The sequence below is a fragment of the Desulfobotulus sapovorans DSM 2055 genome, from assembly GCF_059569355.1.
Map to the genome: position 1 here is coordinate 20,910 of NZ_JCANVJ010000009.1, position 26,193 is coordinate 47,102.

The following is a 26,193-nucleotide window of genomic DNA, read 5'->3' on the forward strand; positions in this document are numbered from 1 at the left end:
TCCCGGAATCCTTACCGGATCGCCGTCAGACCCTCTTTTTCAGGAAAAACCATGCAAACCATCCATCAGCGTCTTGCAGACCACCTTGGCATCCAGAAACATCAGGTTCTGGCCGTGGAAGTTCTTCTCACCGAAGGAGCCACCATCCCCTTCATGGCCCGCTACAGAAAGGAAAAAACCGGGGGGCTGGACGAGGTACAGATTGCGGCCGTTCTCAATGGTCTGGAAGCCCACGGGAAGCTTGAAGCCCGAAGAGAAAGCATCCTCGCCTCCCTTGCCGGGCAGAACATTGACGATAAAAAACTCCTTGAAGCCATAAGGGCCTCAGACAGCCTTGCAGGCCTGGAAGATCTTTATCTTCCCTACCGTCCCAAACGCAGAACCCGTGCCAGCATGGCAAGGGAAAAGGGGCTGGAACCCCTCGCCCTGCGTATCTGGGCCCAGCCCGACAGCCTTGATCCCGAGAAGGAAGCCCTTTCCTACATCAGCGACGCGGTTCCGGACACAGAAGCCGCCCTTTCCGGGAGCCGGGACATCCTTGCTGAGATCATCAGCGAAGACGCCGTTATCCGGGCCGGACTCCGGGAACTTTTTTCCAGAAAAGCCAGCATCAAAAGCCTCATGGTCAAGGGCAAGGAAAACGAAGGCGCCACCTTCCGGGATTATTTTGATCACGAAGAAGTGGCCTCCCGTGCGGGGGGGCACAGAATCCTCGCCATGTTCCGGGGAGAGCGGGAAGGTGTTCTCCGCATCACGATCCGCCCCGACACGGACGAAGCCCTGCAACGCATCTTCTTTCGCGTGATCCGCCGCAAAAACCGGGCTTCCCTGGAGGTGGAAAAGGCAGCTCAGGATGCCTGGAAGCGCCTTCTGGCTCCCAGCCTGGAAACGGAGCTGCGTCAGGCCCTCAAGGAAAAGGCCGATACCGAAGCCATCCAGGTCTTTGCCACCAATCTGGAAGCCCTGCTCATGGCCCCGCCCCTTGGTGGCAAACCCCTTCTCGCCGTAGATCCGGGCTTCCGGACAGGATGCAAGGTGGCGGTACTGGATGCCGGAGGCACCCTCCTTGCCGATACCCGCATTCACCCCTTTGAGCAGGAAAAGGAGGCCGAAGCCCTTATCCGGAAACTCCTCAAAAGTTTTTCCGTTTCGGCCATTGCCATTGGGAACGGCACCGCAGGCCGGGAAACGGAGAGCTTTTTCCGCAGCCTCGCCCTTTCCATTCCCATCGTCATGGTGAACGAGGCCGGAGCTTCGGTATATTCCGCATCGGAAATCGCACGGGAAGAATTCCCGGATAAGGATGTCACCGTTCGGGGCACGGTATCCATCGGCCGCAGGCTCATGGATCCCCTTTCCGAGCTTGTAAAAATTGATCCCAAGGCCATTGGGGTGGGCCAGTACCAGCATGACGTGGATGAAAACCTCCTCAAGCAACGTCTGGATGCCGTGGTCTCCTCCTGCGTGAACCGCGTGGGCGTATCGCTCAATACGGCCAGCGCTCCCCTGCTCTCCTATGTGGCAGGTCTTGGCCCCAGGCTGGCAAAGGCCGTGGTGCAGTACAGAATGGAAAACGGCCCCTTCAGAGATAGAAAATCCCTCCTCAGGGTACCCCGTCTGGGAGCCCGCACCTTTGAGCAGGCTGCGGGCTTTCTCCGGGTGCCGGAAAGCGCCGATCCCCTGGATGCCAGCGCCGTGCATCCGGAACGCTATGCCCTCGTGGCCCGTATGGCCAAAGATCTTGGTGCAAATGTGGCGGAGCTGATGAAAAACGCGGAACTCAGGGCAAAAATCCGGCCTGAAGCCTACATCACAGGGGATGTGGGACTGCCGACCCTCAGAGACATTCTGGCTGAGCTGGAAAAACCGGGACGGGATCCGAGGGAGGAGTTTTCCCTTTTCGCCTTCGCCGATGTGCACACCATGGCGGATCTTAAAACCGGCATGAAGCTTCCGGGCATTGTCACCAATGTCACCAACTTCGGCTGTTTTGTGGATGTGGGGGTACATCAGGATGGCCTTGTGCATATCAGCCAGATGGCGGATCGTTTTGTAAAAGATCCCCATGGGGTGGTCACCGTGGGCCAGCGGGTGACAGTCCGGGTGGTGGAGGTGGATATACCGAGAAAACGGATCGCCCTTTCCATGAAAAGCGGGGCAAACTGATCCCATGATCAGCTTCCCACAAAACCGCTCCGAGAAAGCAACAGAACCTGAAGGGCCTCAGTCCATCGGTCAGGAGGCCTCCCCCGCCCGGACACCCGGCCCCCGGATCTCGCTTCTCCCGCCAATTCTGGGAATCACCTGAATGCGGGTTCCCATGCGCTCCCGGATCATGGGCACATGGGAGATGATGCCGATGAGCTTGCCATCCCGGTGCAGGCCTGCAAGGGTTTCGAGAGCCGTGTCCAGGGCTTCGGCATCGAGGGTGCCGAAACCCTCGTCCAGAAACAGAGAATCCACCCGCACCCGGCTACCCGCCATGCGGGAAAGGCCCAGAGCCAGGGCCAGACTCACGATGAAGCGCTCCCCGCCGGAAAGGTTGCGGGTGGAGCGGATTTCCCCGGCCTGATAGCTGTCCACCACGTTCAGCTCCAGGGGCATGCGACTGTCCCGGATCAGAAGGTAGCGATCCGTCATTTTGGAAAGTTCCTGATTGGCGTGCTGCACCATGACCTCAAAGGTCAGCCCCTGGGCAAAATTGCGGTATTTTTTCCCATCCGAAGACCCGATCAGGCTATGCAGATGGCTCCACTGGCCACAGATGGCCTCCTGGGCTTCCGCTGCCGCCTTTTCTGCGGCAAATTTCTCCTTCAGACTGTCATTGTCGGAAAGCTTCTGACGGATGGCCCCCATCTCCTGCTGCACCCTTGTCCTTTCCTCCTCCAGACGGCCAAGCCCCTCAAGAAGAACCTCCTCCGGCTCCCCTGTGAGGGCTTTTTCCCGCTCCCTTTCCAAAAGAAGCCCTTTTTCCGCCTCCTTTGCCAGAAGCTCCGCCTCCTCCCGTTTCAGACCCTCCGCCCGGACAAGAAGGGCCTTTCGCTCCTCTTCCCCAAGGGAAGCCCTGCGGTAGCTTTCTTCATCGCAAAAGCCAAGGAGAAGACATTTTGCGATGAACTCCCTTTCCGCTCCAGAGAGAGGCTCCTGCCGAAGGGTTCGGGCAGAACGGAGACCTTCCATCTGCTGCATGAGCCTGTTCCTCTGCTCTTTTGCCTGCTCCACCCTGCTGCGAAGCCCTTCCACGGCCTTTTCCGCCTCCTGCTGGGCGGCCGCCATCCGGGCTTCTTCCCTGTCCGGATTTTTTTCCTCAAAAAGCTGCCTGCGCCTGCTGGCCAGAACCTCCCTTTCCTCCAGAAGACGGGAAAGGGCCTCCTTTTTTTCACCCATCCCCTTGCCAAGCCTTTCCATCTCTCCTTCAAGATGGCTTAAGCGGATCTTCAGGGTATGGATGTGGCTGCCAAGACCCTCCTTTTTCTGACTTGCTTCACACCAGGCCTTTTTCCGCGCAACAAGCTCCCTTTCGAGAGTTTCCAGACGGGAGACGGACACCTTTCCCATTCCATAGCCTTCAAGGGCCTCTTCCAATCCCCTCAGGGCCGCAGCATGGCGGGTTTCAAGCAGGGCCAGTTCCCCCTGCAGACGGGTGCGTGTCAACAGGGCCTTCTCCTCCCGGTGAAAGGCATCCTTAAGGGTATTTTCTCCGCCACGGGTAAGGGCCTTTTTTTTCTCAAGATCCTCGGAAAGCCTGCGGATTTCCTTTTCCAGGGTCTCACCCGTTTCCACCCGTTTTCCGGCATCCAGAAAAAGAGCCTCCTTCTCTGCACAGAAACCGGGCAGGGCCCTTTCCAGAGCATCAAATTTTAGAGCATCAAGGGAAAGATCCCAGCCTAAAGTTTCCTGAATACTGCCGATGGCCTCTTCCCCGGCCTTTTTCCGGGCCAGGGCCTCCCTGCCCAAAAGATCCAGCTGTTCCAGATCCTTGCGCAGTTCCGCCTCCTGCACCCCAAGGCGGGAAAGCCTTCCCTCCGCTGCCTTGAGATGCCGTCTCACCTCCTTCAGGGCTTCGGCTGTGGCATCGGGTCTGGGGATGTTGCCCTGGGCAAAGGGATGATCCGTTGCCCCGCACAGGGGACAGGCTTCGCCATCCTTCAGCTGGCCCCTCGCCTCCTCAAAATCCCTAAGTCTTCGCAGAAGGCCAAGCTGAATGTCGAGAAGCTCCGCTTCCCGCTCGAACCCTGCCTTCTTCGCCTTCTCCCCATCAAGAAGCCCGGTAAGCTTTTCCTTCTCCGCCCCAAGATCAGATTTTCGTTTTTCCATGGCAAGGAGATTTTCGGCTTCAGACCGGAGGCCTGCAAGGTGTTTTTCAAGGCCCTGGAGAAGCCCCCTTTCCTCCTTCAAGCGCCAGAAATCCTTCTGCCAGTCCGAAAGCTCCCTTTCCAGAAGATGGACGCGGTAGAAAGCCCTTTTTTCCCCAAGGCTCCCTTCCAGAGCTTTTTCCTGAGCCAGGGCCTTTTCAAGGAAACGCCTGCTGTCTGAAAGCTTCTTTTCCGCCTGCCCCACTTCCTCCTCGGCCCGGATTCCAGCCTGAACAAGATTTTCCCTTTCACCATGAAGACGCCGCACATCCTCCATCCGGGCGGAAAGCCCGGTCAGCTCCGTCACCAGAGCGGCATCCGCCGCCTGCCGGGTCAGAAAGGCCCCCAGATCCAGAAGCTCCCCTTCGGCCTCAGAAAGGAGCCTTTCATCCTTTTTATGGTCGGCCTGCACCTGCCTCAAGGCGCTTTCCTCTGCATGAAGGGCCTCTGAAGCCGAACGGATGGGGGCCTCTTTTTCCTGAAGCCTCAGATCAAGGGCCCGTACTTCCCGCAGAAGATGCTGCTGCTCCCGGCTCTCTTCCTTCTTTTTTTCCAGAAAAAAAAGCCCTGCATCCAGAGCCTGAACCGCTTCCCCCAAGGCCCTTTCATGGGCGGGCAATTTTTCCTGACACTGACCCAGAATCTCCGCATCCCTCTGATCCTCCCTTCTCAGGGAGAGAAGACCCGCGTAGTCCGCCCCAAGCTCCAGGGCCCGCTGCGCCCTTTCAAGCCTTTCCGCCTCAGGCAGAAAAGCCTGCTGCCGCTGGATCAGGGCCTCCTTTTCCGTCCCCATGCGAAGAAGCTCAGCCTCAAGCCCCGCAATTTTCCGCCGCCATGCAAGAAAAGCGGACGTTTCCTCCCAGGCTCCCTTCAACAGAGCCTCCCTCAGGCTTTTTTCCCCAAGAAGGGTCTTTCCCGCAAGCAAAGCTTCCTCACTGAGGAGTTGTATGTGCTTAAGCCCTGAGGCAAGGCTTTCCAGCTTCTTTTTTTCTTCAGAAAAACGGCCATGCACGCCCATGGAAATGGCACTGTAAATGGCCGTTCCCGTAATCTGCTCCAGAATGGGAGCCCTTTCATCGGGCTTTGCCTCCAGAAAGGCGGCAAAACCACCCTGGGCAAGGAGCATGGAGCGGGTGAAACGGTCAAAATCCATGCCCGTGACCTCCTCCACCCGGCGCGCCACATCCTTTTTACGGTTTTCAATACCCGCCGGGGCGTGGACATCCACAATCTCATGCACAGGATCCTGAAGCGCCCCATCGGGTTTTTTACGGGCCCGACGCTGGCTGAAATGGCAGCGGAAACATCCGGCTTTGGTTTCAAAAGTCACTTCCGCAGCGCAGTCTCCGGTCTGACGGCTCATGATCTCATTGCCCGCCTTGTTCACCCGCTCAAGGCGGGGAGTGCGGCCATAGAGGGCAAGGCAGATGGCATCCAGGATGGTGCTTTTACCCGCACCCGTAGGCCCGGTGATGGCAAAAATCCCATCGGAAACAAAGGCCTTGTGGGTAAAGTCGATGTGCCAGTCGCCGGTAAGGGAGTTGAGATTTCTGAAGGATATCTGAAGGATTTTCATGCCCTGATGTGCTCACCCTATGATGTTGAAGTCTGCCCGGCTTTTATTGGGGCCAATTCCGCATAAAAAAAACCGCAGTACAGACAGCTGCCTGCCACGCCCCGTTCAGTCCCTGCCAAAACCCTTACAGGCCCGGCTCCGCATCCGCTCATGGATGCTCGTTTTGTTCTGCTTCCAGCCCCAAAAGCACCTCTTTATACAACTGACGCAACGCTTCCTGCTGGAATTCCGGTATGGCATGGGCCGCAAGGCAGCGGTCAAAGACCTCCTCCACTCCCAGATCAGAAAGGCTTTCTCCGGCTTCAGCCGGGGTACAGATTCCGGCCCGGACCTGCCTGTTTTTGATGCAGAGAAGTTTCAGCCCTGTATCCGCCACTGCCCCTTCCAAAGATTCCCGCAGATCCCCCTTCACCGTGTCGCCCGTATAGATCAGCTCCAGCCAGGCGGAAGCATCCCTTTCCACAAGGGATTCAATCCCAGCCAAAAGGGTCTCCCAGTCCCCCTCAAGGCGCACAAGCTCCTGAAAAACCGGTACAGGCACGGAAGAGACCACCGGGCTTACACCTTTTCCTTCAGAATCCTCAAAGATAATAAGGCAGAGACTTTTAGCCCTGCCCGCCTCTCCGAACCCCATGGCAAGGGGAGCGCCACTGTAACGGATATGCTCTGCGCCGGAAACCTTCTGGGCCCCATGCAGATGGCCGAGGGCCACATAGTCCGCAAAATCCGGAAAAACCGCCGCAGGCACATGGGCAAGGCTTCCCACATAAAGATCCCGAACCCCATCTCCCTCCACAATGCTGCCTCCTGCCGCAAAAAGATGGCCCATGACCAGAAGAGGAATCCTTTGAGAACAGGAGGCACTGCCTTCCGCCATCAGGGCCTTACGCTTTTCTTCCGCCAGACCACAGACCAGAGCATAATGGCTGCGGATACCCGCAACCAGACGGGCCTGCTTGTCCTCACTGCTTTCCCCGGCCTCGGAAATGCGGACATCCCGGTCCCTGAGAAAGGGAACGGCGCAGACGAGAAGCCTTTCTTTACGTACAGGCGGCTCCGGTACAGAACAGATCCTTGAGGGAAACTCCAGCAGCAGCAGCTCTTCTTCCGGATTTCCGGAAACCGCCCCCACCACATGAACATTCAGAGCGGCAAGGAGGGGCCCCGGAGCATTGAGAAAGGACGGAGAATCATGGTTGCCGCCCGTGATCACCACATGGTGGCAGGGGCCTGAAGCCAGACGGCTCAAAAAACCATAGTAAAGCTCCTGGGCGCGGACACCGGGTGTGGTGGTGTCAAAAACATCTCCTGCAATGAGGAGAACATCCACCCCCTCCTTTTCAATGAAATCGCCAAGCCAGGAAAGAAAGGCCCCGAATTCTTCATAACGCTGCTGACCGTAAAGGGTACGGCCAAGGTGCCAGTCCGAGGTGTGCAGAATTTTCATGGCCGACCTTTCGGCATCCCAAACCGCCTATGCAGCGGTTTGTCAAAAAGTACGTCACAGTACGGAAAACACATTTATCATAACCTATGACCTGCTCGATTGTCGCAAATAGTCTTTTGCTGCCAATATCAGAAAAATTCCGCGAAAAAAAGGAGAAGGGAGAGGATATCCTTCTCCATCCTCAAACCACATCCGGCCAATACAGTGTCTTCATCATCGCATGACCGTTGGGGGTAATCACTAAACTTCACTTTGATATCCAGCCAAAACCCAGGAACTAAACATTAAAAACAGATACTTATTCATGAAACCTAAAAAAACAAAACACATTTTTTAAAACAAAATGATACCCAAAATTTACTGAAACAAATTTAAAATAGTTATTTATAAATCTTATTTTGCAATAAAAACAAAATGGTTATAATAAAATATCCAGATCTAAAACGCGAACAACAACAATATTGTGATTGACAAACCCTTAGACAGCCTTTATTTTTACCTCTCTAGAGTAAACATGCTCTTTTGAAAATTGGGGGCGACATGGCTTCGACGGGGATGTTGAAGTGGTGGTTGCATGCCGAGCTCTCCGCAGGCTCGTAAAACAGCGGAACCTAAAGTAATCGCAGACGATTATAACTACGCTGTAGCAGCATAAGCTACCGTCTCACCAGCACACTCCCGCAGTGCTGGAATGGGGCGTCGACTCGCGGGACCGCCTGAAAAGCCTGCCTGCGGCTTTTCAGGTTAAATCAGCAGGATCGCCCGAACCACAGCCTGTTCAGAGGCGTTGGTAAGGGTTAAATTTAAAATCTGAACTAAGCATGTAGACACTCTCATGGAGAATCTTCGGACGCGGGTTCAATTCCCGCCGCCTCCACCACCATCATAATTAAGGCCGCCTTCGGGTGGCTTTTTTATTTGGTTTTTTCCTGATTTTATGCGGGTTTTGTGGTTTTTTACCCGTCAAGGCCGTCACACAAAACATACAAAAACATGGTGCAGCAAGGCTTTTTTTGATAGTCCTGTGTGTGTTCTGGAAAAAACCGGACACACGGACACACGGACACACACAAAACATACACAGGGGGAAGATACCGATATGGCAACAAAAAACCAGCTCACGGCCATCGAGTGCGAAAATGCAGCACCGGGGGAATCCCGGTACACATTGTCCGATGGCAATGGATCTTTTCTCGGATGGTAATGACCTTTTCTGGTGGTAAGGCCCACGGAGAAAAAAATATGGTAGATGCGTTACTATCCTGAAAGTCAGATAAAGCGTACGCATGTTCTCACCCCTCAGGAAAATAGCATAGAATCAGGAGGGTGGAAGAACCGGGGTGTAAAAACTGAGTCCGCATGATAATCAGATTTATTATTGACAGCTACTCTGAAAATCTCTATGTTCCCCCTGCTTTCAGGAATACTGGGAACTTGTTTGAATCCTGTTTTCCCAAAAGAGCAAAGATAGCGGGATACTAAAAAACAAGTACATACTGATATCATTATAAATTTATTTTTGTTCCTTTTTTTATTTTTTAAAAAAATCTTTCTGCTGAAACAGCCGTACCAAATTTTTACTTTATCACAATAAAATAAAGTACTCTTTTCCTGCCATACTGTCATATCTACATGCTCACAAGATGAGTCCTATCATTCATAAACCTGCCTTCAAGGCTCCCCTTCTTTGAGCCATTTTGAGAAACGGCAGAAACCCCGCAAAGGGTTTCTGCCGTTTCCTGTTTCAAGCTTCTTGCCAAACAAGAAAATTTGCTATAAACACAGCAAAGTAAACCATAATATAAAGCTGCCGACAATCGACAGGAGGATTTTTTAGCCATGGATATTTCAATCAAAATCCTGGTAGTCGACGATTTCGCTACCATGCGGCGCATTCTGAAAAATATTCTCAAGCAGCTTGGATTCACAAACATTACCGAAGCTGATGATGGAACAACGGCCCTTGAAGCCCTGTCCAAAAACAGTTTTGATCTCATCATTTCAGACTGGAATATGCCCAAAATGTCCGGACTGGATTTACTTAAAAAAGTCCGCTCAGATCCTGCCTGTAAAAATATCCCCTTCCTCATGGTAACGGCGGAAGCCCAAAAACAAAACGTGATTGAAGCCGTTCAGGCCGGAGTCTCAAACTATGTTGTAAAACCTTTTACTGCGGAAGCCATTGCGGAAAAACTGAATAAAATCATTTCATGATAAAAAACAAAACGTGCATGGCATCAGAATAAAAAATTTTTGAGGACTCCCCTGACTCAGCCCTTGCCCTTGATTCCAAAAAACCGGGCAGCCCTCATGTTTTAACCTGTACGTTTTAACTCTTCAGCGCTGTCGCTTTCCAAGATCTGGGCCTTTTTCAAGTATTCAGAATCCGACAACAGTCGGGCTTGATCGGAAGGGATTTCTGATGAAAATGTCGTGGACGCGGAAACACCCGGTACGGCATCTCCCCCATTGAAGCATGAAAACCGGATCCACCATAAACGATAACTGAAACAGAATCTCCGTTAAAAAAGAATCAACCGCCCTACCCCCACCAGCTTTATATAAATGGCCCAAGGCCACCCCGAAAAATAAGGGCTGTAATCGCCAGCCAGCACAAAAGGATCAGGGTGGCGAGTCCCAGAATCAATGCGGACAACCGTATTCCGGTACTTTCGGTTTTTTTCTCCGAGTAGCCCAAAACAGCTGCTGCCAGAATACCGGCAAGAAGCCCCCCCCCGTGTCCCCAGTTATTGATACCCGGCACAAGAAAACCAATAATCACAAGGCTGAGAATCCACCCCTGGGTATGCTGATACACCGCCTTGCCATGAAAGCCCCCCCGCCGCTTTCCATAATAGAGAAGGGCACCGATCAGTCCACAGATGGCGGCAGACGCTCCAACCGTCAACGACACACCTCCCGCAAGGGAAAGGGCAAAGCCCGCCACATTAGTAAAAAGATAAATAAGAAGCATGCGAAAAGGCCCAAAAGCTCTCTCCACAAGCTGCCCCAGCTGACGGAGAGCGACCATATTAAAAAGGAGATGCAGCAATCCTCCATGAAGAAAGCCTGCACTCACCAGAGTAAACCAATCTCCATGCTGAAAGACTGGCCAGGTTCCGGTAGCTCCCAGCATGAGCAGACTTCTGGTGTCCGGTGCCAGGGCGGTAAAGGGATTCAGCGTCCATTTGGTTTCCGCAGGATTGAGCAGCAGGGAAAACAGAAAAAAAAGTGAATTCACCCAGATCAGGATCTTAACGATTTCTCCCGGACGCCCCATGCGGGCAAGTATATTTTCAGGTCGCCACCCCTTTCCAGGTTGTTTCTGACCGCACCAGGGACAGACGTCCTGATCCAGACTCACCAGTTTTCCACATTTGGGGCACATCCGGGCCTTATTCCCTGTCATGAAGCCTCCTTGCCTTCCGGATTCTGAAATTCCCGGTGCTTTTCTGCCCGTCCTCCGAGCTGCCCGCAGCCTGCCATCACTTCCCTGCCCCGGCTCCAGCGTTTTCGGACAAAAAGCCCCTTTTCGTACAGAAAAGCACCAAAACGGTGAATGTCCCCATCCTCCGTTGCAGGCCATTTTCCCTCTCTGCCAGGATTGTAGGGAATCAGATTAATGCGTACCGGAAGCCCTGTGGCAAAATGCACCAGGGCCTCGGCATCTTCCTGACGGTCATTCACACCAGGGATAAGCACATAAGCCAGCAGAATGGCTCCACCCGGCGGCAGGGGAAACTCCATGATGGCTTTTCGCAATCGCTTCAGGGGGAAGGCCCGGTTCACAGGCATTAGATCATCCCTCAGCCCATCGTTTGCCGCATTCAGACTTACAGAAAGGTGGAGATTTCCCATCCGTCGTGCTGCCAGTTTCTCCATACCCGGCACAAGCCCCACAGTGGACAGGGTCTGACGCCGCAGGGGGATGTTAAAACCCCGCTGATCCGAAAGGACTTCCACGGCCTTGAGTACCGCTTCCAGATTATCCAGGGGTTCGCCCATGCCCATGTACACCACATTGCGGATGGATCGCTTCAACTGATGCCTTGCCGCAAACACCTGAAGGACGACCTCCTCGGTCTTGAGCTGACGGATCAGCCCCATGGTACCGGTCTCACAGAAGGCACACCCCATCCGACAGCCCACCTGGGTAGAGACACAGAGCGTTTCGTGGCGATCCATGGTGAGCACCACCGACTCAATACGCAGATCGTCGTCAAGGGCCGTCACAAACTTGAAAGAGTCCCCGGTTCCTGCGGTCTCCACAATACGGGCTTCGGGGATCACAAGCTTTTCTGCAATATGCCGTGCAAGACTGCCTGATTTTTCAAAGGCCGCAAGCTCCTTGAAGTCAGCATTTCCTCGCCCCATCACCTCATGGTAGAGAGCCCTTGCATGAAAAGATCCCTTCCCCATCAAAAAACGCAGCCAGTTTTCAAGGTCTGCACAGGTCATGGAAAAAAGTGCGTTTTTCATATTTTCTTCAGGACAGGAGGTCACCGCAGCATCCTTAAGTCTTGGAAATCGGAAGACATGAAGATGTCAGGCCTTTTCCCTTGAAAGAAAGTCATCAATCACACGGGTCAGAAATTCCGTGGCATCCATATCCGTTTTTTCTGCAAGCTCCCTGGCACCATGCCACAGACGTTTTTCCAGGGGAAAATGGACATACCGCAACGCTTCAACCTCACTCATACCGCAGGCCGCCCGTGCCCGACAGGCGATGGCCGCCGTTTTTTTGGGATCTGTTTTTTTGGCATAGGCATTCAGCACAAAATCCACCAGATCATCAAGATCCAGCCCAAAATTTGCCGAACGTTTCTTGTACCACTTCACCAGATCGTCATTTAAATTCAGAGTAACTTCCATATTCGAAAAAAACCTCCTCAGGATTCCTAATGCTGCAAAAATGATATCTTCCCAAAAGTATCTCTCAAATCGCTTGTCCGAAAAAACCTGCTCTCAGAAAAGCCCATGCAACGGCCCACCCGGTGCGGCTAGGGCCTCCACCCTCTTTTCCACCCCAGGATCCGTTTCAAGGCCCGGCGCGTGGTGGCCCTTCACCCGGGCATCGATGACAAGGGGCCCCTTGCAGCCCCAGTGCTTGTCCCGGATGAAGCTCCCGCCCCCGTGTACGTCCCTTGCGGGATCGCTGCGGGTGAAGGTCACCCAGAGCCAGTTGGCCTCCCGTCTGGCCGCAAAGGCCGCGTCATCCACGAGAAGCACCAGGGGAAACGCCCCGGAAAGCCCCTCCTGCCTGTGAAGCGCCCTGGCGATCCGGCGGGCGCTTTGGCCTGCCTCCTTTTCCGCCGCCATGCCGGATACGGCAAGAATACCGGGAAGCACCACGCAAACCGCATCCAGCCCTTCGGGAAGCCGGAAGCCTTCGGGAAGCCTTGCGCCCAGGCGGCGTTTGCGGGATCCGCAGGCCGTCACCACAAGCTTGGACCCCTGATTCAGACCGGAACCCGAATAATCCAGGGTATCCATGGTGGTGCGGGTATGGAAATGCAGATCCCGCTCCCAGTCCACCCGTTCGAGAAGATGGGTGAAAAAGGCGGGAATATCATGGATATCCAGCGTCGGATCATCTTCCTTCGCCACCATGAAAAGGTATTTGGCAAGGGAACAGTGGCCAAAGCCCAGAATGGCCGAGGCCTGGGTGTGCAGCTCCATGGGCCGGGAATGCTCCGGGCCAAACCGCTCCTGACCGATGGCTAAAAGCAGAGGATGCACGCCCGCCGCATCCACGGCATGCACAGAAGCCACACCGGGCAGGGAAACGGGCACCATGGGAGCTGTGATCTCATGGATGAGCTGGCCGAAAACCGTGTCTTCCGCAGGCGGCCTGCCCACCACGGTAAAGGGCCAGAGGGGGTTTTTCCGGTGATGAACCCGCACCCCTTCCAGATAGGGAAAGTCGTGCACCAGACTGTAATAGCCCAGATGATCCCCGAAGGGGCCTTCGGGTTTTTGGCCCTCGGCCACGTAGCCTGTGATGCAGAAATCCGCATCGAGACTGAGAATATGATCGCCTTTGCGGGCATAACGGAAATTCCGGCCTCCGAGAGCGCCTGCAAAGACCAGCTCGGAAAGTCCTTCGGGAAGGGGCATGACCGCAGCCAGGGTATGGGCCGGAGGCCCGCCCACAAAAATGCTCACCGGAAGTCTTTTTCCCAGAGCCGCAGCCCTGCTGTGGTGGATGCCGATGTCCCTGCGGATCTGGTAATGAAGCCCCACTTCCGCATCCTGCCGGTAGGCGTTGCCGGAAAGCTGTACCCGGTACATGCCAAGGTTGGTGGCAAAGATTCCCGGTTTTTCAGGATCTTCACTGAGCACCTGAGGAAGAAGGATAAATCCTCCCCCGTCCCTTGGCCAGCAGCGCACCGCTGGCAGCTTCGAGATGCGGGTTTCATGGGCCAGCACAGGCCCTGTCCCCTTACGGAGGGGAAGGGAGGCCATGAGGGTGCGGGGAAGGGAAAGAAGGGAGGACGGCCTGCGCAGAAGTCCTGCGGGATCGGCCTTGGCCGCCACCAGGGTCTGGACGGCTTCAAGGGTATCCCGGAACAGAAAACGCGCCCGCTCCAGAGTGCCGAAAAGATTGGAAACCGCAGGAAAGGGAGACCCCTTCACCCGCTCATAGAGGAGGGCAGGCCCCCCCGCCTCCTGCACCCTGCGGTGGATGGCGGCCATTTCCAGATCCGGATCCACTTCCTGTGCAATGCGGACAAGATCGCCTTTTTTTTCCAGATCCAGCACGGCCTCCCAGAGGCTTTGGTATCTCATGCCTGCTCCTCTTCCGCCATGGAGACCGGCTTTTTGAAACCAAAGCCCAGGCGGTTGTCCCCGTACAGGGCGTATTCGGGGATGAAACGGAAAAAGCGGTTGCCAAAGCGCTCCCCGAACTGCTTGGGATCATACATCCCCGCTCCCGCCATTTCCTTGATAAAGGGAAATTTTCTCAAATACCGGGCAAAGGCCGAAGGGGAACCGCTGCTCCCCGGCCGGATGCGGCCCGTCATCTGAAGACCGCAGATCTTCTTCCAGTTGCCGCCATCCTGATAGACACTGGCCGAGGCCTGTCTGCCATGGCGGATATGCCGGGACTCCGGTGAGGAAAAAAACCAGAAGGCCCCTTCGGAAAAGACATAATACACCGGAGCCGCCCAGGGCCCTTCCGGGCCACAGACACCGAGGATCATCACCTGCTTTTCCTTCGCCAGCTCCCGGGCCCGCAGATTCAGCGCCTCCTGGGAAAGGGATTTCCCATCCCTTCCGAGGATCATGACCACCAGCCCATGTCTTTCAGATTCCTGCGGATATAAGGCCAGTGCAGCCAGAGATGCAGCAGCAGGGTACAAAGAAAAACCAGCCCCGTGACGCCATGCACATCCTGAAAAAAATGCCGGATATCCTGGGCTGTGCCCGGATTTCCCCGGCCATGGGGGATCATCCAGGACAGAAGACCTGTCAGTGCCAGAAGCAAAAAGCAAAAGGCCAGAGCAAGATTCACCATCCATCCAAACCGGGCTTTAGTGTTCATGGGGCATCCTTTCCTTTCCAGAGTCCAGCGAAATCTTCTTCCCATGGGGCTGTACGCAAAAAGGCGGCCCGAAGGCCGCCTTCTGTCATGGCATAAATGGGCGCAGTGTCAAGACCTGAACCGTTTTTTCTACCGCTGTTTTTTACCGCAGGCCGGGCAGAAAACAAAGCCATCCTGCACCGGTGCACCACAGCCCTTGCAACGGTTGGCGGAAACAGGCTCCAGTTCCACAAGAAGTTCCCCGTCCTTCACGGGAACCATCTTCCGGTCCACCTGGTACCGGGCCGCCTTGAGCACCCGCTTCACCCGGCCATCCACCGTGGTACGTACGGCCTTTTCCTGCTTCATAATGGAGATGTTGAAAATCTCCTCCCCGGCCTTCACCATGTCGCCCACATTCACGTGGGTGACCCAGAGATCACCGTTGGAAGGGGAGGCAATGTGGTAGGGATTTTCCCGATCCGCCAGCTCCATCCCCGCAGAACCACCCCGCACAGGCTGGGCCACCTTCACCACATGGGTGAGAATTTCCGAATCCAGATGGTAACGCACCACCGCATTGCCGTCATCGTCGGGATCGGAGATATCAAGAATGGTCATTTCATGGGGCATGCCCCGGCTGTCCCGGAAAGAACAGGAGCTGCCCTTCTCCACCCCTTCAAACCAGACATCCAGGGGCAGGTTGTTCGGTTCTCCGTATTTTTCCTGGAACCGGATGGTTTTCAGGGCATCTCCGGGATGGTTGAGATAAAGAACCAGTTCCTCGGGCGTGGGTTCCCGGTTGAGGGCCTTGACCAGGGCATCCCTTTCCGTCTTGAGATCCATGGGAAGAAGATGCTTTAAAGGAGAATCCTCGGTTCGGTTTTCCATGGCCTTTCTGTAATCCGGGCCAAAGGCGGACTCATAGACCCAGTCCGGCGGAAAGCCTAAGGGCAGGCGGCCAAATTTTCCCACAATGAGATCCCGGAAAGCGTCGTTGGCATCCTGGTAAATCTCCAGACGGGCTTTTTTCAATTCCTGGGACAAGGCCGCCTCCGGCGTGTTCACCACCGCATCCAGTACCCCGAGGAGTTTGCTCACATGCTTCTCCCCTCCCCGCTTGAAGGCCCCGGTTACGGCAAGGAAAGCCGTGTTCCAGGTAATCTGGGAGCCGGGGGTAACGTCATGATAACGCACGATCTGACGGATACCAGCCAGATACTTCAGCATATAGGGAAGCAGATGGATATAGCCCTGCTTCATGGCGCCTTCCTGGGAAGAACTGGTGGCGCCGCCGGGCATGCCATGCTGAACCACCTCATAGTCCACCCCCTGGAAATAGGGAGCCGTATAGCGATCGTAGTAGGGCATGATCTGTTTCAGCACAAAGCCCGCATCCCGCACCCGCTCCTTGTCGAGACTGATGGGCAGGCCATATTCCTCCTCCATCAGGGCCGCTGTGGCCAGCACATCCCCCTGACCGTACCAGCGCACGGAAGCGCCGATGGCCGCATCGAGAATATGGCAGCCCGCCTGACCGGCTGCGGCAAGGGCGGGGGAGAAAAGCCCGTCCGTACAGTGACGGTGGAAGTGCAGCACCAGATCCGGATATTTTTCCCGGAGTTTTGTGACAAGATCCCGGATCATGCGGGGCGGGCAGACACCGGCCATATCCTTCAGCCCCAGAATGATGATACGGGTGGCCTCTTCCACAGAAACACCCGCCACATCGGCCACCATGACAAGAATCTCTTCCGTAACGGAAAGGTAATGCGCCGTATCAAAGCCCTTGGCGTAGCTCATGGAAATGGCGGGCTGGAAGATCTTGGCCTTTTTGGGCAGCACCACCTCGGCAAAGGGCCGCATGTTTTCAATGTGGTTCAAAAAGTCAAAGCAGCGGATCACGTCATAGTGTTCACAGATCATTTCCCCTGTGACGCGCATGAGGTTCTTGGGCTGGGGCTTGTAACCCAGCACATTGGTGGAGCGGATGAGAATCTGCTTTAAGGTATCCGGCGCAAACTTATTCCAGTCCTCCGCTTCTTTGAAGGGGTAGGTCATGTTGCCCAGCATGGCCACATGGAAATGGGCCCCGCCCCCGTTTTCAAGGGAGAAGAATCCGCATTTGTCAAGGATGGGCCCGATGAGCCGGTCTTCGGCCAGACGGAAACGGTTTCCGGAGTTGGACTGGGTCTGATCCCTGCATGTGGTGTCCGAAAAGAAAATCTTTCCGGCCGTACGCACATAATCCAGAATACTCTCCCGGCTCTGTCCCCTGCGCAGGGGGGAAGGCTCTCTACAATCCTTCTCCGGCATGGACGGAATCACAGGGTTGCAGGGCCCGAGACGCTTGTCATGGACGCCCCTGTAGTCGTTCAGGGAAAGAAATTCGTTGTAGCCCTTGGCGGAGATGTCCGCGATGAGGCGGGAAAGACGCAGAGCTTCGGGCTGTTGATCCACATAGTCAAAAATTTCAGGATTCCGGTGCACATACTTGGTATCGTACTGCCCCTCCACAAAATCCGGCCGTTCCAGCACGGTTTTGAAAAAGGGAATGGTGGTTTTCACACCGGAAATCATGTACTCGCTCAAAGCCCGCCGCATCTGAACCACGCACTTGGGCCAGGTGTTGGCATAGGTGATGAGCAGGGCGGCTGCGGAATCATACTGGGAGGGGAATTCATAGCCTGCGGATACACAGGAATCCAGCCTCACTCCAGGGCCGCCGGGAGAAATGTAGCGGGTAATGCGACCTGCGTTGGGCGAGAAATTCTTTTTCGGGTCTTCACAGTTCACCCGCACCTGCATGACAAACTGGTTGGGCCTTGTATTTTCCTCGTTGAAGCGCAGCTTGCAGCCATAGGCAATGGCAATCTGCTCTTCCACCAGATCCACCCCGTAACGGCATTCGGTGATGCCATGCTCCACCTGAAGGCGGGTATTGGCCTCAATGAGATAGGGGTTGCCCTCCATATCCACAAGGAATTCCACCGTCACGAGAGAGTAATAGTCCACCGCCTTCACAAGGCGGATGGCGTATTCCTTGAGCCTTGCCCGAAGTTCCGGGGTCATGCCCGGCCAGGGGGACGGGGTAATCTCAACCAGCTTCTGATGGTTGCGCTGCACGGTGCAGTCCCGCTCATCAAAGGCAAAGACATTGCCGTATTTGTCGGCAATCACCTGAATCTCAATGTGCCGGACAGAGGGAAGCAGCCTTTCCACAAAGAGCCTCGGGTTGCCAAAACTGGCTTCCGCCAGGGCAGAAGCCTTAATAAAGCTCGATTCCAGATCATCATCGGAATACACTTCATAGATTCCCCTTCCGCCCCCGCCCCCCTCGGCCTTGAGCATAATGGGGAAACCCAGTTTATAGGCAATCTCCCGGGCTTCAGGAATGGTGACCTCTTTTTCGGAACCGGGCACCACAGGCACTCCCACCTTCTGAGCCAGCCTGCGCACAGCCACCTTGTTGCCCAGCTCGTGCATGGCCGCCTGGGGAGGGCCGATGAAAATAATCCCCGCCTCTTCACATATGGCGGGAAAAGCATCATCTTCCGCACCAAAACCCCATCCGGGATGGATGGCTTCAATCCCCTCATCCTTGGCTTTGCGGACAATGCGCTCCAGATCCAGGTACGCCGTCGGGTTTTCTCCCAGGAGCATGAGTCTTCTGGCGGCAACGGCGGCAGGGGAGGTTTTGTCCACATCCGTTGCGGTCACGCAGGCCGTGGCCCCCAGTTCGGTGATGGCCCGGCTGATGCGACGGGCGGGAATCCCCCGGTTGGCAATGAGGATACGGACATCTTCCCCGGCATCCCGTCTCCCGGCGATTTCCGCCTGGAATTCTTCAAAGGTTTTCATACCCATTGCAATCCCTTCCTTTTCTGGCCCTGGTAGTGAGCACAATCTTTATATTCTATGCGGAACCGATACTGCCCGAGTACAGAAGAACCTCCTCCTTCCCGGACAACAGGCGCAAGGCACCGTCTCCGGCAAGGCCAAGCAGCACAGCACTGAAGGCCGCCCCCTCCGAAGGATATACCCGCACCGGGCGATCTTTCCGCCACAGCCTCTGAGTCAAAGCGGGTACTACATCATAATCGGGAATTTTTTCAAGCATTTTCGCTAAAAAAGACCCCGCATGCTGCACAATATCCTTCCAGAACAGAAAAAAAATATCACAGGATTGCCTTTGATTCAGGCATGTTGCCTGGATCAGACAATTTTCCCGCAATTCATGGCTCAAAGGGGCCGCCACAAGGTTCATCCCGATACCCGCAAGGATGCGATCCGGGCCGGAACGGATAAGAACCCCTCCCAGCTTTCCGTCTTCCAGAACAAGATCATTGGGCCATTTGACGGCCACCCGGATTCCCTTTGCCTCCAGGGCCAGGGCCAGGGCTGCCCCCACCATCAGGGGCAGAAGACTCCCCCTCTGCAAAAGAGAGCCTGGCAGCTTCCATACGGCGTGCAGATTTCCCGGAGGCGAAATCCAGGTTCTCCCGTACTGCCCCACTCCTGCCCGCTGGCTTAGGGCCAGCACCGAATCCCAGTCCTGAAGAAGTCCCTCTTTCTCCAGCCAGTCCGCCACATCAAAGGCTGAGCTGCAGTCTCCGCAGACCCGTATGACAGGGTCTTCTCCCCCGCCAGCATCCCCAGCCACCCAGTCTCCCCTTTCATCCGGTGAAGGCACAAACCCTGCCCAATCCCGGAAAAAGGCCACATCCAGGGGGGCTGCAAGCCCAGGTGCACCCCTGCGCCAGAAGAGCACGGAAGACTGCATCAGGCATCCTTTCCCGCGACCCTGGCCCAGGAATCCCTCAGGCCGATGGTGCGGTTCAGCACAGGATTTCCGCCTTCAGAATCCGGATCCACACAGAAATATCCCACCCGCTCCAGCTGAAAGACCTCCCCCTTGTCCGCATCCCTGAGGGAAGGCTCCAGCCAGGCCCTTTTCACCTGAAGGGAATCCGGATTGAGGGCATCAAGGAAGGTCTTGCCCTCGGGCATGTCATCGGGGTCTTCCTTCGTGAACAGGCGGTCATAAAGGCGGACTTCCGCAGGCAGGGCGTGGGGTGCGGAAACCCAGTGGATGGTGGCCTTCACCTTGCGGCCGTCCGGCGCATTGCCGCCCAGGGTTTCGGGGTCATAGGTGCAGCGCAGCTCCACCACCTCGCCCGTTACGGGATCTTTCACCACTTCCTCGCAGGTGACAAAATAGGCAAACCGCAACCGTACTTCCCGGCCCGGAGAAAGCCGGAAGAATTTCTTGGGCGGATTTTCCATGAAATCCTCCCGTTCGATCCAGAGCTCTCTGGAAAAGGGGATGGATCGTTTTCCCGCATCCGGATCTTCCGGGTGGTTCACCGCATCCAGCCACTCGGTTTTTCCTTCGGGATAATTGGTGATGACAAGCTTCACCGGATCCAGCACCCCCATGCGGCGCTCAGCACTCTTATTCAGATGATCCCGCACACAGAACTCAAAAAGGGCCAGATCCACGGTGCTGTCCTTTTTCGCCACCCCGATGCGTTCACAGAAATCCCGCACCGCAGCCGCAGGAATTCCCCTGCGCCTTAAGCCGGAGAGGGTGGGCATGCGGGGATCATCCCAGCCCTTCACATGGCCTTCTCTCACCAGCTGAATCAGTTTTCGCTTGCTGAGAACCGTGTAGGAGAGATTCAGACGGGCGAACTCGTACTGCCGGGGGCGGCTGGGGGCATCAATATTGTCCAGCACCCAGTCATAAAGCTCCCGGTTGTTCTCAAACTCCAGGGTGCAGATGGAATGGGTGATGCGCTCCATGGCGTCGGAGATGCAGTGGGTGAAGTCATACATGGGGTAGATGCACCAGGCGTCCCCCGTTCTGTGGTGGTGTACCTTGCGGATGCGGTAGATGGTGGGATCCCGCATGAGGATGTTGGGCGCGGCCATGTCAATCTTAAGCCTCAGCACATGGCTGCCCTCCTCAAACTCCCCGGCCCGCATCCGGGCAAAAAGATCGAGGTTCTCCTCCACACTGCGGCTGCGGTAGGGGCTGTTTTTTCCAGGTTCCGTGAGGGTTCCCCGGTAGCTGCGGGTTTCTTCCGCAGAAAGGGAGCAGACATAGGCCTTGCCCGCACGGATCAGATCTACGGCGAAATCATGGAGATTTTCAAAATAATCGGAGGCGTAAAATTCCCGGTCTTCCCAGTCAAAACCCAGCCAGCGCACATCCGCCCTGATGGCGTTGACATACTCCACGGATTCCTTTTCCGGGTTGGTGTCGTCAAAGCGCAGATTGCATTTTCCGGCAAACTCCTGGGCCATCCCGAAGTTGAGGCAGATGGATTTGGCGTGTCCCATGTGGAGGTAGCCGTTGGGCTCCGGCGGGAACCGGGTATGTACCCGGCCCTGATGGGTATGGGCGGCACTATCCGCTGCAATGATATTCCGGATAAAATGGGAAGGGGCGCTGCTGTCACTGCTGCTCATGGCTATCCTTTCCGGGCTTAAAGGCGCCCAAGGGGTCTTCGGGATCTGCTGAAAACGGTGGCAAAATCAGGTTGAACTTTAATGTCAGAAGGCATATCTCACGCAAAGGTCAAAGAGGCAAAAACAAAATTTAAGACATAAGGAAAGCGTCCATGTATTTTCGGCTCGGCTCCCTCAACCCCGTAAAAAAAGAAGCCCTTTTCCAGGCCCTTGAAGAATCCGGACGGTTTCCGGATATCGAAATCCATGCCCTCAGTCTGCCTTCGGGCGTTTCCGACCAGCCCATCGGCTTTGAAACCACCCTCACCGGCGCACGCAACCGGGCCCGGGCCGCCTGGAGTCCGGAGGTGTATCTTGGTGTGGGCATCGAATCCGGTCTGGTACCCATCCCCCTGACAGCCACAGGGTATATGAACCTCACCGCCTGTGTCCTCTTTGATGGCAGACACTTCTTCACAGGTTTAGGCCCCGCCTTTGAACTGCCCGAAGACATCACCCGGAAGGTGGTGGAAGAAGGTCTGGAGCTGGATGCCGCCGTCCAGGCCGCAGGGTTCAGCACCAATCCCCGCATCGGCTACAGCGAAGGACTCATCGGCATCCTCACCCGGAATGTGGTCACCCGCATGGCCTATACCAAGCCCGCCGTACACATGGCCCTGGCCGCCCTGCCATGACTTCTTACCTCCGAAACACAAGGGGGGGGTAAACAAACTTAAGGTTCCACCCTGCGCTTTCCCAGCTTGTGAGCGCCTTCAGGAAATCTTTTTTCAATGATGGAAATCACTTCCTCAGCACTGGATTCAATGGGCTTGTTGCTCACATTGATGGAATTGAAACCATGGCGACGGTACAGTTCCCGTACGGCATCCACCTCCCGGTACACTTCCTTGACCCCGGAATAGGCCATGTCATCGGTAAGCCCCAACCGCTTTCTGCGGATTTGCCTGTGGGCCGCCAGCTGCTCGGGATCAATGTAGAGGGCCACAATGCGTTTCCGGTTGATGGCCATGAGTTCCGCCGGCAGGGGAATACCGATGACAATGGGGACATTGGCCACCTTCCAGCCATGGACGGAGAGGTACATGCTCAAAGGGGTTTTACCGGAACGGGACAGACCCACCAGCACAATTTCCGCCTTACCCAGATCCTGGGGGTTGAGACCGTCATCGTGGGCTACGGCAAACTCAATGGCCGTCACCCGATCCATGTTGATCTGGTTAAACTTACGGTAGCGGCCCGGCTCACAGAGAGGGGCCTCACCAAACGCCTTGCACATCATTTCAAGGGAAGGCCCCATGAGATCCACGCAGGGGATGGCCCTACGTTCGCATTCCTGACACACCAGCTCCCGCATTTCAGAATCCACAATGGTATAGATCACCATGCCCCGGTCTTCCGCAACCCTCTCCAGAGCATGAAAAACATCCTCGGGATGGAGCACATGGGGCACACGGTGTACCTTGCTCCGTATTCCGGGAAACTGCACCAGAGCCGAACGGGCCATCTGTTCTCCATTGATTCCCTGGCCACAGGACAGAACATAAACAGGCTGCCCCTGACGGCCCATGGTGGTGACTTCTCCCCAAGACATGCGGTCTCCTTCCTTAAGAATTTTATATTGCAAGATACCCACAGACCTTGTCCCTGCAAGATCTTTTGACAAGAAGAAGGAACTCGACTATGGGTACAGAGTTTTTTCAACAGCTCCCAGGATCTTAATATCTTAAGGGAAGCGACTACAGGGAGACCCATGGGTATGCTCATCGAAAAACTACGTCAGTTCAAAAAAAATCAGGATATTGTGGAAATCGGACGCCGTCATTTCTCAGACACACCCGTCATCGGACAGATCCGCGCCCTTTCCGATACCCTGGCACAGATTACGGAGTACGACAGTCTGGGACGCTATGCCGGTATTGCCGTTCTCTACACCGATGACATCACGGATCTTCTCTGGGATACACGGAATACGCGGGCCGTCCTGCGCCTTGCCCGGCTGCGTACCCCCTTTGAAGTACCGGAACTGCGGCTCGGCTCCCTGAGGCTGCTCATTGAAGACATCCAGCAGCGCTTCGGTACCGGGGCCTTTCTCAATGAAATGGCTGGCCCCACACTGATGTGCGGGGAGATCCTCGCGGTGGACAACGAATGGGTACACATTCACGAGTATGCCCCCCGCAGCGAAGATGGTCGGCTTTACAGCCTCACCCGTCTTGATCTTGTCACCCGTATCTGTGCGGATACGCCTGCCATCCGGGATATTCTGCGCATCCACAGCCATCAGGATACGAGCGAAACCCCAGGGATTCTCCCTGCATCAGAATAGGGTACCCGCTCCTCCGTCCATTCCTGCCAGATTTCTGCCACGGTATGGGCGGCAACTGCGACCACATCGCTGCAAACCTCTCTGGCAGGCTGAGAGGTTTCCGCCTTGTAGGTTTTATCGTAATACAGAGTCAGAATCTCTTCGAGAAAGCTAGCTGTATTTCCCTGATCCAGCATCTCCTCCCAGCGTCCGACCACCGTTTTTCCCACATGTCGGGTCAGAGCGGAAAGGGCACAGCGCACTCCCTGAAGTCCTTTCCCATCTTCTCCGAAATACTCTTGCTGCAAACGCTTTACCCGCAGCGCCATAGGCGTATGCAGACGGATATGCGCTCCTTTCTGCAAGGCTCGAAAAAGGGCCGGAGGCACCTGGACGGAGCCTATTTTCCGGCTTTCCATCTCCGTGATAAATGCGGGAAAACTGCCGTCCTCCCGGCGTCTGCGCATCAGTTCCAGGTAAAGACGGGTTTCGAACCCCTGCTGATCCGGGAGCCCCGTGCTGCCCATACGTGAAAACCGCAGATGCCCGAATACCGATGCCGCATGATGTGCCGCAGCTTCCAGATGCAAAACAGGAACCGCCGGATAATGCGCTTCAAGAACTTCCAGAACCTCGGACTTACCACAGCCCGTAGGCCCGGAAAGGGGCCAGAGCGTAAACTGCCCATGGTACAAAAGCTGCTGTACCTGCCTGCGAAACCCCTTCCAGCCCCCCTGAAGACGCAGAACAGGAATCCCATGACGCTCCAGAAGTCCCGCAGCATAGGCACTGCGCCCCCCTCCCCGCCAACAGTAAAGAATCAGAGCCGCAGCAGAAGACGCAGAAAACAAGGCCCTGGCCTTCTCCACATAGGCTGCTTCCTTTTTCTGGGCCAGATACAGGGCATAGCGCAGGGCCATAGTATGGTTATGCCGTTTGTAGAGAAGCCCGACCTCATGCCGTTCCTGATCATCCAGTATGGGCAGGGAAAGGGCTGTGGGAATCCCATCCCGTGCATACTCGGATTCCGAACGCACATCCACAATCTGCCCCTCCTGAACATGCAGGTTTCTACAGAGAAGCGGAACAAAGGCCTCCTGGGAAATTTCCTTCACCTTCGGTGCAATCACATCCTGCTGCACCTCCGGCAGGCACAAATGCGCAATGCGGGTACAGAGGGCATCCAGTTCCGCCTGCTGTGTGAAACCCGTTTCATGCTTCATGACAGCTACGTTTTTTTCCCATACGCTCCTTCCGCATACTGGTTCACCACCTTCTGCCGTTTCTGTACCCGATAATGGAGCAGAAGAGAATCTTTTCCCAAAGGATGCAGGGATACAAGATCCAGATCCATGGCAATATCTGCGGGAAAAAGCCCCTGGCCCTCCCCGAACACTACGGGGCTGAGCGTTATGATCATTTCATCAATACAACCAAGCCGTGCAAAAACCCCATTGAGGGAGCTGCCTCCGATGAGAGCCGCTTCTCCGTATCCCCGTGCAGCATAGCGATCCAGCACTTCCGTTACCCGGTCTGAAGTAAAGACAAGGGTACCGGGAATGGAATCCCGCCTTTCCGGAAAACGGGTAAACACAACATTCTCACGACCCGGAAGCGGCCCTCCCAGGGTATCAAAGGTATGGGATCCCATAAACACAAGCCCCATACGCCGGGTAAGGCCTGCAAAATGGGCTTTGTCCTCAGGTTCTGTCCAGTCTACAGGGTGCCATGCATGACGGGCGATACGACCATCAAGGGTCTCGGCCATAACCAGGGTGACACGCACCCCCCGGGCCTCATGCAGAGAAGGAGGGGACTCCCTTTCCTCGATAGAAGTCATCATAGGCTCCATGCGCCCTGTCTGCGGGGTGCTGACTTAAAATATGGGCTGCCATTTCCTCTGCCACATCCGAATCCTGCACATCATTTTTAATCCGGGTGATCAGTACCATGCGCACCAGCTGAATTTTGGCATCTTTATATCGAAGCGCCTTGTCCAGAGCGCGAATATCGTCTTCTTCCATTTCCGGGCCCATGCGATCAAGGGGAACAGCCGCATCCTCAAGAACTGTTCCCCTCTCCGGAACCGGAATCCGCTGGAGACGCACAGCCAGTGCCTGGGGCAAATGATCAAGGGCCTTCTTCACCATATCTTCCGTAAACCGCTCTTCCATGGAAATCCGTCCTCCTTCGTCAAGACTGTTCAGCACATCTTCATCCAACGGGCAACCTGCTGTTCTGTCTGCGGCGCAAAAATACTTCACACAGCGTCAGGGCTTTGACAGCCACCTCTTGCCCATGGCACAGACAACCCGGCATACGGGCCTATCCGAAACACCGACCTCCCATGCCGGAGCGGGATAAAAATCCCCCTGAAATCCACGCACCGGCCTTTGATACGGGGCGAATGTAAAACAGCCCGTCCCTAGGGTCAAGTTTTAGAAATACAGGCACATTTTTTGCTGTTTAAATTTGCACCGGGGAATCCCTGCGCCAGATAATTCCAAACCC

19 protein-coding genes and 1 other RNA gene are annotated in these 26,193 nt (G+C 55.4%); 5 read left to right on the forward strand and 15 right to left on the reverse strand.

Going from position 1 to position 26,193, the window contains the following annotated elements:
• Positions 1-51: 51 nt before the first annotated feature.
• Positions 52-2,166: a Tex family protein gene (locus tag BR04_RS08455; RefSeq protein ID WP_496355566.1), complete on the forward strand. Its 2,115-nt coding sequence runs from the start codon at positions 52-54 to the stop codon at positions 2,164-2,166.
• 69 nt (positions 2,167-2,235) lie between these two features.
• On the opposite strand, the gene BR04_RS08460 is transcribed toward BR04_RS08455, so the two are convergent.
• Both BR04_RS08460 and BR04_RS08465 read right to left on the reverse strand, forming a co-directional pair.
• Complete coding sequence (locus BR04_RS08460; protein WP_496355567.1) at positions 2,236-5,931, reverse strand: AAA family ATPase; 3,696 nt, start codon at positions 5,929-5,931, stop codon at positions 2,236-2,238.
• Between the two features lie 148 nt (positions 5,932-6,079).
• Complete coding sequence (locus BR04_RS08465) at positions 6,080-7,378, reverse strand: exonuclease SbcCD subunit D C-terminal domain-containing protein (protein WP_496355568.1); 1,299 nt, start codon at positions 7,376-7,378, stop codon at positions 6,080-6,082.
• Positions 7,379-7,909: 531 nt separating this feature from the next.
• On the opposite strand from BR04_RS08465, the gene ssrA reads away from it, so the two are divergent.
• Positions 7,910-8,258, forward strand: a transfer-messenger RNA (tmRNA) gene (ssrA, locus tag BR04_RS08470).
• 959 nt (positions 8,259-9,217) lie between these two features.
• Positions 9,218-9,592: a chemotaxis response regulator CheY gene (locus BR04_RS08475; RefSeq protein WP_496355569.1), complete on the forward strand. Its 375-nt coding sequence runs from the start codon at positions 9,218-9,220 to the stop codon at positions 9,590-9,592.
• 343 nt (positions 9,593-9,935) lie between these two features.
• Here BR04_RS08475 and BR04_RS08480 read toward each other — a convergent pair whose 3' ends face one another.
• The 9 genes from BR04_RS08480 to BR04_RS08520 form a co-directional block, all read right to left on the reverse strand.
• A complete protein-coding gene (locus tag BR04_RS08480) occupies positions 9,936-10,787 on the reverse strand; it encodes a rhomboid family intramembrane serine protease (protein ID WP_496355570.1) in 852 nt (283 codons plus the stop codon).
• On the reverse strand, positions 10,784-11,857 hold the full coding sequence (gene rlmN, locus BR04_RS08485; protein WP_496355571.1) for a 23S rRNA (adenine(2503)-C(2))-methyltransferase RlmN: 1,074 nt from the start codon (positions 11,855-11,857) through the stop codon (positions 10,784-10,786). Before rlmN ends, BR04_RS08480 begins: the two co-directional genes overlap by 4 nt.
• A 66-nt stretch (positions 11,858-11,923) precedes the next feature.
• Positions 11,924-12,250 (reverse strand): hypothetical protein, encoded by a 327-nt coding sequence (locus BR04_RS08490; protein ID WP_496355572.1) that lies wholly within the window; start codon positions 12,248-12,250, stop codon positions 11,924-11,926.
• Positions 12,251-12,343: 93 nt separating this feature from the next.
• The gene (locus tag BR04_RS08495) at positions 12,344-14,167 is read right to left on the reverse strand and encodes a UbiD family decarboxylase (protein WP_496355573.1); all 1,824 of its coding nucleotides are present in this window, start codon (positions 14,165-14,167) and stop codon (positions 12,344-12,346) included.
• Positions 14,164-14,667 (reverse strand): hypothetical protein, encoded by a 504-nt coding sequence (locus BR04_RS08500; protein WP_496355574.1) that lies wholly within the window; start codon positions 14,665-14,667, stop codon positions 14,164-14,166. The genes BR04_RS08495 and BR04_RS08500 overlap by 4 nt, the downstream gene beginning before the upstream one ends.
• Positions 14,664-14,924 (reverse strand): DUF4405 domain-containing protein, encoded by a 261-nt coding sequence (locus BR04_RS08505; RefSeq protein WP_496355575.1) that lies wholly within the window; start codon positions 14,922-14,924, stop codon positions 14,664-14,666. The genes BR04_RS08500 and BR04_RS08505 overlap by 4 nt, the downstream gene beginning before the upstream one ends.
• Before the next feature lie 129 nt (positions 14,925-15,053).
• Positions 15,054-18,764, reverse strand: coding sequence for a pyruvate carboxylase (locus BR04_RS08510; protein ID WP_496355576.1), 3,711 nt, complete (start codon positions 18,762-18,764; stop codon positions 15,054-15,056).
• Positions 18,765-18,819: 55 nt separating this feature from the next.
• Positions 18,820-19,686 (reverse strand): biotin--[acetyl-CoA-carboxylase] ligase, encoded by an 867-nt coding sequence (locus BR04_RS08515; protein WP_496355577.1) that lies wholly within the window; start codon positions 19,684-19,686, stop codon positions 18,820-18,822.
• Positions 19,686-21,377: a glutamine--tRNA ligase/YqeY domain fusion protein gene (locus BR04_RS08520; protein ID WP_496355578.1), complete on the reverse strand. Its 1,692-nt coding sequence runs from the start codon at positions 21,375-21,377 to the stop codon at positions 19,686-19,688. Before BR04_RS08520 ends, BR04_RS08515 begins: the two co-directional genes overlap by 1 nt.
• 152 nt (positions 21,378-21,529) lie before the next feature.
• Here BR04_RS08520 and BR04_RS08525 point away from each other — a divergent pair, with 152 nt between their 5' ends.
• Positions 21,530-22,051 carry a DUF84 family protein gene (locus BR04_RS08525; protein ID WP_496355579.1) on the forward strand — a complete coding sequence of 174 codons (522 nt, stop codon included), beginning with the start codon at positions 21,530-21,532 and terminating at the stop codon, positions 22,049-22,051.
• 38 nt (positions 22,052-22,089) lie between these two features.
• Here BR04_RS08525 and BR04_RS08530 read toward each other — a convergent pair whose 3' ends face one another.
• The gene (locus tag BR04_RS08530) at positions 22,090-22,968 is read right to left on the reverse strand and encodes a pyruvate, water dikinase regulatory protein (RefSeq protein WP_496355580.1); all 879 of its coding nucleotides are present in this window, start codon (positions 22,966-22,968) and stop codon (positions 22,090-22,092) included.
• Positions 22,969-23,127: 159 nt separating this feature from the next.
• Between BR04_RS08530 and BR04_RS08535 the strand changes: the two genes are divergently transcribed.
• Positions 23,128-23,703: a hypothetical protein gene (locus tag BR04_RS08535; RefSeq protein ID WP_496355581.1), complete on the forward strand. Its 576-nt coding sequence runs from the start codon at positions 23,128-23,130 to the stop codon at positions 23,701-23,703.
• Here BR04_RS08535 and mnmH read toward each other — a convergent pair.
• The 3 genes from mnmH to BR04_RS08550 are packed head-to-tail and all read right to left on the reverse strand — an operon-like array spanning position 23,658 to position 25,904.
• Positions 23,658-24,905, reverse strand: a complete 1,248-nt coding sequence (mnmH, locus tag BR04_RS08540) for a tRNA 2-selenouridine(34) synthase MnmH (protein ID WP_496355582.1) — start codon at positions 24,903-24,905, stop codon at positions 23,658-23,660. The genes BR04_RS08535 and mnmH overlap by 46 nt on opposite strands.
• A 5-nt stretch (positions 24,906-24,910) precedes the next feature.
• Positions 24,911-25,522: a dihydrofolate reductase family protein gene (locus tag BR04_RS08545; protein ID WP_496355583.1), complete on the reverse strand. Its 612-nt coding sequence runs from the start codon at positions 25,520-25,522 to the stop codon at positions 24,911-24,913.
• Positions 25,479-25,904 (reverse strand): hypothetical protein, encoded by a 426-nt coding sequence (locus BR04_RS08550; RefSeq protein WP_496355584.1) that lies wholly within the window; start codon positions 25,902-25,904, stop codon positions 25,479-25,481. Before BR04_RS08550 ends, BR04_RS08545 begins: the two co-directional genes overlap by 44 nt.
• Positions 25,905-26,193 lie beyond the last annotated feature (289 nt).